Raw genomic sequence first — 4925 nt, 5'->3', positions numbered from 1 at the left:
TTCGTGGTTTTTCTTTTTCCTGCTTCTCCTGCCAGGGTGCTCGAAGCAGGGGGAGAGAGGAGACGGGAGGGAGACGGGTACCGGGATCGAAGGTATCGCGGGGCGGAAGATCCGCGCTGTGACCACCATCGGGATGATAGCGGACATCGTTGAAAACGTAGGGGGAGAGCGCGTTCGCGTCACCGGCCTCATGGGACCCGGTGTCGACCCCCATCTCTACAAGGCGAGCGAAGGGGACGTGGCCCGCATGACAGAGGCGGACATCATCTTTTACAATGGCCTCCACCTCGAGGGAAAGATGACGGACGTGTTCGAAAAGATGGAGAGGTTTGCCAGAACAGTTGCCGTGACCGATGGGATAGAGCGCTCTTCCCTGATGGCGCCTCCCGAGTTCAAAGGGGCCTACGATCCCCACGTGTGGTTCGACGTGACCCTCTGGATGAAAGCTGCAGGGCACGTCCGTGATGCTCTTGCCGCGCTCGACCCGGAAAGCGCCGAGATATACAGGAGCAACTCGGAAGGGTACCTCCTGCGCCTGGGTGAGCTCAACGAGTATGTGCTGGCGAGGGCAGGCAAACTCCCGGAAGAAAAAAGGGTCCTCATCACCGCCCACGATGCGTTCAACTATTTCGGAAGGGCCTATGGTTTTCAGGTATTGGGACTTCAGGGGATCAGCACCGTCGCCGAGGCGGGCGCGGCGGACATACAAGCACTGTCGGCGTTTATCGTTGAGCGGAAGATCCCCGCCATATTTCTGGAGACCTCCGTTCCCCGCCGGTACATCGAGGCACTCCAGGCATCGGTTCGGGCCAGGGGATTCGAGGTGAAGATAGGGGGAAACCTCTTCTCCGATGCGATGGGAAACCCGGGGTCCATAGAGGGCACATATATCGGGATGGTCCGGCACAACATAGACACCATTGTTTCCGCCCTTGCCGAGTAACTGCGTATCCAGCCGAAAATGGCAAGAACCAGAAGTGAGGAGAAGCCGATGTCGATTACAGGGGGCAACCACAAAGATCACGTTCCGAAGCACCCTTCCGATGAGCCCGCGATACGGCTGGACGATTTAACCGTTGCCTACAGGGATAACCCGGTTCTGTGGGACATCGACCTCGAGGTGCCCCCGGGTGTCCTGATGGCAATAGTCGGACCGAACGGGGCGGGAAAAACGACGCTCATCAAGGCCATCATGGGCCTCATCAAGCCCGTTGCGGGACAGGTTGCCATCTTCGGCCGTCCTTACGAGAAGCAGAGGCGTCTCGTTGGCTACGTCCCCCAGCGGGCAAGCGTGGACTGGGACTTCCCGACGGTAGTTCTGGATGTGGTAATGATGGGCCGCTATGGGGTTCTCGGCTGGGTCAGGAGGCCCGGGAAAAAAGACAGGGATCTTGCCTTCGAGGCCCTTGAAGAGGTGGGACTGTCCGACCTGTCCCACCGCCAGATAAGCCAGCTTTCCGGGGGACAGCAGCAGCGGGTTTTTCTCGCACGGGCGCTGGTCCAGGATGCTCTCATATACCTCATGGACGAGCCCTTTCAGGGGGTCGATGCCGTAACGGAGCGCTCCATCGTCACCCTGTTGCAGGAGCTTCGGAGGAGGGGCAAAACCGTGGTCGTCGTCCATCACGACCTCCAGACGGTCAGCGAGTATTTCGACTGGGTTACCCTCCTCAACGTGCGCCGCATCGCCAGCGGCCCCGTTGAGGAGGTCTTCACGGAAAAGAACCTTCGGCTTGCCTATGGCGGGCGCGTGGCCTACCTGGGGCACCATTCCCACGAGTAAGCCACGCCGTGCGGCCGGAAGTGAACTGGTGGGAGCTTGTCTGTGGAATTTGCAGCCCTTCTCAAAAATCTTTTGTTCGATTACACGCTCCGGACCGTTGCGCTCGGCTCGGCGACGCTCGGCATCGTCAGCGGCGCACTCGGATCATTCGCCGTCCTCCGCAGGCAGAGCCTTCTGGGTGACGGAATCTCCCATGCGGCGCTGCCCGGCATCGCACTCGCCTTTATCCTGACGGGGAGCAAGGAGTCGGTCGTTTTGCTCCTCGGCGCCGGAGTTGCCGGCTGGCTGGGAACGCTCGTGATCATCGGGATCGTGAGAAACAGCCGCATTGAGGACGAAAGCGCTCTCGGGCTGGTTCTCTCGGTTTTTTTCGGCTTCGGCCTCGTCCTCATAACCTTTATACAGAAACGCCCCGATGCGAGCCAGGCAGGGCTCGACACATTTCTCTTCGGGCAGGCCGCCACGCTCGTTGAAAGCGACCTCATAACCATGGGCGCTCTCGGGGCCGCTGCGCTTCTCTTGATGGGGTTTTTCTGGAAGGAGTTCAAGCTCCTCAGCTTCGATCCCGATTTCGGCTCCGCCCTCGGGTTTCCGATGAGAGTCGTCGATGTATTGCTTACCACCCTGCTCGTTATCGCCATCGTAATCGGATTGCAGAGCGTGGGGGTTGTCCTGATGAGCGCCATGGTCGTTGCCCCCGGTGCAGCCGCGAGGCAGTGGACGGACCGTCTCGGCGTGATGGTTGGGCTGGCAGCCCTTTTCGGGGCCCTTGCGGGGGTTTCCGGCGCGCTGGTAAGCAGCAGCGTTCCCCGGTTGTCAACCGGCCCCACGGTGGTTATCTGCGTAAGCGGCATCGTCCTGATATCCATACTGCTCGCCCCCAACCGTGGACTTCTGTGGAGCTGGCTCCGTGAGCAGGCAAACAGGAGGCAGCTGCGGGTGGATGCCGTTTTGGAGGATCTCTACATACTCGCCGTCAAGCACGGTGACATACGCCGCGCACATTCCATCGAGGTGTTGCGCACGATGAGTATCGGTCACGGTGGGGTCGACCGGAGCTTGAAAGAGCTGGTTAAGGAGGGTCTGGTCAGTGAAACCGGCGAGGGCAAGTGGGCCCTGACGCCGGAGGGCTTCGAGGCGGGAAGACGCCTGGAGAGTTCAGGAGACGAGGAACGATGACGGCGGTGCAGATCGAGATACAGCTCGTGGCGGCCCTGGTGGCGGTGACCTGCTCGCTGCCCGGGGTGTTTCTCATACTCCGGCGGATGGCCATGATGAGCGATGCCATAAGCCACGCAATCCTTCTCGGTATCGTGCTGGCCTTTTTCGTCACCCGGGACATCTCGTCACCTTTTCTCATCATCGCTGCGGCCCTGACGGGCCTTTTGACCGTCAGCATGGTGGAGCTTCTCAACCGGACCGGGCTCGTAAAGGAAGATGCCGCTATCGGCCTCGTGTTCCCCCTGCTGTTCAGCCTCGGCGTAATCCTCATATCGCGGTTTGCCGGAAAGGTCCACCTGGACACGGATGCCGTCCTTCTGGGCGAGATCGCTTTTGCTCCCTTCAACAGGCTCGAGCTGTTCGGGTACGATCTCGGCCCGAAAGCCCTCACGGTCATGGCGGTGATCCTGCTCGCAAACCTTTCCTTCATCATCTTTTTTTACAAGGAGCTCAAGCTCGCCACCTTCGATGCCGGGCTGGCGGCAGTTCTGGGTTTTTCCCCCGGGATCATTCACTACGGCCTCATGACGCTCGTTTCCGTTACGGCGGTAGGGGCCTTCGACGCGGTAGGCTCGATCCTCGTCGTCGCGCTCATGATCGGCCCGCCGGCGACGGCCTATCTCTTCTGCGACCGGCTCTCGTCGATGCTCACCGCCAGCTCGCTGATCGGAGTGATCGTTGCCATCACCGGTTACTGGCTGGCCCATTTTCTGGATGCCTCGATCTCCGGGTGCATGGCGACCATGGCCGGCATCATCTTCGGGCTCACCTTCCTCTTTTCTCCCGGACGCGGGCTCGTTGCAATGAGCCTGCGACGGGTTCGGCAGAGGCTGGAATTTGCCCAGACGATGCTGGTGGTTCACCTCTATCATCACGAGGGACTGCCGGAAGAGGAGAAGGAGAACAGCGTGGAGCATCTCCACGAGCACCTGCGGTGGAGGCGCAGTTTCAGCGAGCGCGTCGTTTGGTTCGCGAAGGAGCGGGAACTGGTTGAACGTCAGAATGGTTTCATAATCCTGACGGAGCGGGGGAGGGCTGCCGCGCAGAAGGCGATAACGGGGTGATGTGCCAAACAAAAAAAAGAGGAGCGACTCTTTAGATACCGATGCGGGAGGTGTTCATGGAAAGGGGATTGAAAGAGGAGTTTGAGAAAAAGTTCAGAGCCTATTTCGGAAGCGCGGACCTTCCCCTTGTGTTTTTCTACTCCGATGATGAGAGGTACGCCGGGCACCTTCGCCCTGTCAGGGGGCACCTGTGCATGATAGCCCAGCTCAACATCCCGGCGGAAGGGGAGACCATCTCTTTTGCCGGCGACACGATCGGATGCAGGGGGGGTGTCCGGTACTCGGGATTTCCCGCGGAGCTTGGACCCGATTTCAGGTATTTTCTCTCCTGCGGCATTCCCGGAAGGGTGGAGGGCGAAAGGTACAAGAAGACCCCCGAGCTGGTGGAGCGGTACGTGGAGAATATGCCCGTCCCTCCCGCGGAAGGCAGGTACCTGGTGTTCAAGCGGTGGGACCGCCTGGAGGAAGACGAAAATCCCGCCGTCGCCGTTTTTCTCGCCAAGCCCCATACCATCTCCGGGCTCTTTACGCTGGCCAACTTCAGGACCCTCGAACAGCTGGCGGTCATCACCCCCTTCTGCTCCGGCTGCGGAAGCATCATCAGCTACCCCCTTGCCGAGAGGGAAAGGAAAGAGTCTCGGGGGGTCATCGGCATGTTTGACGTTTCGGCGCGGCCATTTGTAAGCGATCACGTCCTCTCGTTTTCCGCCCCGATCGGCAAAATCCTGGAGATGCTGGAGGACATGGATGAGAGCTTTCTCACCACCGATTCCTGGGAGCGCGTGTCCCGGAGAATAGGGAGGGGCTCCTGATCCGTGCGGACCTGTTTTGCTTTTTTCAGGACCGCGCACTGGTGA

The 4925-nt window shown here is 60.0% G+C and carries 5 protein-coding genes; all 5 read left to right on the top strand.

Features of this window, described 5'->3' with window-relative positions:
- Positions 1-133: 133 nt before the first annotated feature.
- From GTN70_05475 to GTN70_05455, 5 genes are read left to right on the top strand one after another with little or no spacing between them, the layout of a single operon-like run.
- The gene (locus GTN70_05475; GenBank protein ID NIO16434.1) at positions 134-943 is read left to right on the top strand and encodes a zinc ABC transporter solute-binding protein; all 810 of its coding nucleotides are present in this window, start codon (positions 134-136) and stop codon (positions 941-943) included.
- 48 nt (positions 944-991) lie between these two features.
- A complete protein-coding gene (locus GTN70_05470) occupies positions 992-1783 on the top strand; it encodes an ATP-binding cassette domain-containing protein (protein ID NIO16433.1) in 792 nt (263 codons plus the stop codon).
- Between the two features lie 42 nt (positions 1784-1825).
- Positions 1826-2962: an iron chelate uptake ABC transporter family permease subunit gene (locus GTN70_05465; GenBank protein ID NIO16432.1), complete on the top strand. Its 1137-nt coding sequence runs from the start codon at positions 1826-1828 to the stop codon at positions 2960-2962.
- Entirely contained in the window at positions 2959-4068 is a 1110-nt protein-coding gene (locus GTN70_05460; GenBank protein NIO16431.1) for an iron chelate uptake ABC transporter family permease subunit, read from the top strand. The genes GTN70_05465 and GTN70_05460 overlap by 4 nt, the downstream gene beginning before the upstream one ends.
- Before the next feature lie 56 nt (positions 4069-4124).
- Positions 4125-4880, top strand: a complete 756-nt coding sequence (locus tag GTN70_05455) for a hypothetical protein (protein NIO16430.1) — start codon at positions 4125-4127, stop codon at positions 4878-4880.
- The last annotated feature ends 45 nt before the right edge of the window (positions 4881-4925 follow it).

It is taken from the genome of Deltaproteobacteria bacterium, from assembly GCA_011773515.1.
Lineage (GTDB): Bacteria > Desulfobacterota > Deferrimicrobia > J040 > J040 > WVXK01.
This window is presented reverse-complemented; position numbering and strand designations above follow the sequence as displayed.